Origin of the sequence: Buchnera aphidicola (Pemphigus obesinymphae) (assembly GCF_026122815.1) — a bacterium.
In the GTDB taxonomy this organism is placed as follows: Bacteria; Pseudomonadota; Gammaproteobacteria; order Enterobacterales; family Enterobacteriaceae; genus Buchnera_C; species Buchnera_C aphidicola_BJ.
This window is the reverse complement of the sequence record NZ_JAIWQW010000104.1, coordinates 1-354: the sequence shown is the minus strand read 5'-3', so window position 1 is coordinate 354 and position 354 is coordinate 1. Positions and strand designations below refer to the sequence as shown.

Genomic DNA, 354 nt, shown 5'->3' with positions numbered 1-354 from the left:
AATAGCTTTAGAATTTGAACATGGAACAGATAATTTTTTTAATTCTTTTACTGCTTTAATTACTGCTTGATCAATTCCTCTTTTTAAATCCATTGGATTCATTCCTGCCGCAACTGCTTTTAATCCTTCATTGACAATAGATTGAGCTAATAAAGTAGCAGTAGTAGTTCCATCTCCTGCAACATCATTTGCTTTAGAAGCTACTTCTTTCACCATTTGAGCACCCATATTTTCAAACTTATCTTCTAGCTCAATTTCTCTAGCTACGGATACACCATCTTTAGTAATACTAGGAGCTCCAAAAGATTTATCTAAAACAACATTTCTTCCTTTTGGTCCTAAAGTAACTTTTAC

The 354-nt window shown here is 32.8% G+C and carries 1 protein-coding gene; it reads right to left on the bottom strand.

Annotated elements, in window-relative coordinates:
* On the bottom strand, window positions 1–354 hold a 354-nt coding region (locus LDP10_RS03310), incomplete at both ends, for a TCP-1/cpn60 chaperonin family protein (protein WP_321160505.1).